This window comes from Vibrio sp. 10N.222.46.A1 (assembly GCF_041473595.1).
In the GTDB taxonomy this organism is placed as follows: Bacteria; Pseudomonadota; Gammaproteobacteria; order Enterobacterales; family Vibrionaceae; genus Vibrio; species Vibrio tasmaniensis_A.
Genome location: NZ_JBFRSN010001302.1, coordinates 1 through 1,715, shown reverse-complemented (window position 1 = coordinate 1,715; position 1,715 = coordinate 1). Strand labels below are relative to the sequence as shown.

1 protein-coding gene is annotated in these 1,715 nt (G+C 44.1%); it reads left to right on the top strand.

What is annotated here, in order from left to right; all coding sequences use genetic code 11:
- Positions 1–288 precede the first annotated feature (288 nt).
- Positions 289–1,715: methyl-accepting chemotaxis protein (locus AB4496_RS26110; protein WP_372132797.1), on the top strand; the 1,427-nt coding region annotated here is incomplete at its 3' end.

The following is a 1,715-nucleotide window of genomic DNA, read 5'->3' as shown; positions in this document are numbered from 1 at the left end:
GCCCTAGTGGCTGGTTTTTTCGTTTTTGGTTTCTTCATCCTTGCCTCTTCATTTCTCCCCTTTACCTTTCATAGACCCACTCTATTTTGATGAGATCCTAAGTTGAACCTTTGTTGATAGACCGGTAAATAAATCAAAGTCACAATTAACCATAATGCTCAATTTGTTTCATTTTTTTATGGGATAACCCTAATTAAAACATGCGTATGAGTGATAGTGTCCCTCTTTATATTTCTTTAATTGTTCTATAAGAGGTTCTTAAATATGCAATTTACTCTAAAGAGGAAAATGGTTTTCTCTGTAGTTTTGGCGATTGCTGTTACATCTGCCATTCTTCTTTTCATGGGTTATAAGACTTTTCAAACAAACAGCTGGCAAGCAATAGAAAGTGAAAGTCGCAATACACTTCAAGCTCATGCTAAGGGCATCAGTGACTGGTTTTATGATAAGAAACAAGCAGTACACGGGCTTAAGCAACAAGTGCAGCTTAACCCTTCAATAGATATCGTTCCTCATTTACGTCAAACCTTGGTATCTGGTGGGTTTGGATTGAGTTATTACGGTAACAAAGAAGGTGAGATGTTCCGTCATGACCCTTCATTGAATAAAGCGGGCTATGACCCAAGAGTCCGAGGTTGGTATAAACAAACCTTAGCTGAGAATCGAGCGGTGACAACAAAGCCGTATGTAAGTGTGACGATGCAAACCTTGGTGGTGACACTGACAGACCCAGTGACCGAGAATGGATCGATCATCGGTGTTGTGGCATCAAACTTGGCATTGGACAAATTGATTGAAGACGTATTAGCCATTCAGGTTCCGGGGAATGGGCGTGCGATTCTGATTGATAAGCAAGGGACGGTCGTTGCTCATCAAAATAAAGATTTCATTCTGAAACAAGTCAATGATATTGCGCCAGAGCTGAGTGTGTCTGGCTTGAACAGTGCTGCGCAAAACTTGACGACGATCTTTACTCAAGTGGATGGTGCCGAGCGAGTCATCATGGCTGAGCCGATTAAAGGCACAGACTGGTTACTTGTGATTGAAATGGATAAAGACGTACTAGAGCAGCCCCTGTTCGATATGTTGATTAGCCAAATCACCACAGGTTTGATTGTATTGATCGTTATGGCTGTAGCAACCTCATGGTTTGTGGCTCGTCAATTAGTTGAACTAGGGCGAGTGAGTGAAGCATTAGCTGATATTGCGGAAGGGGAAGGCGACCTCACACAAAGACTACAAGTGTCGAGCCAAGATGAGGTGGGTCAACTTGCCGATAAGTTTAATGTCTTCGTTGATCGGCTCCATCAAATGATGCAAAACGTCACTCAAGTTTCTACCGCGATGAACAGCGGTGCCGAGCATGCTAATACCAGTGCGATGAAGCGCAGTGATAGTGTAAGCAGGCAACAAGATGAGATCACGATGGTGGCAACGGCTGTGACAGAAATGGCGACAGCAACAGCGGAAATCGCCACGAATGCTGAGAGTACGGCAAAAAGTGCGACTCATTCGGTGGAGTTGAGCGAGCAAGGCTTCCAACAGATGGCTAAAAGCCAATCATCGATCAATGACCTCGCTACTGAGCTAACAAGCGCTGTGTCTATCATCAGTGAGCTTGAAGAGCATGGTCAGCAAATCGCGTCTATCTTAGCGACGATTCGTGAAATAGCGGAGCAAACGAACTTACTCGCGCTCAATGCGGCCATTGAAGC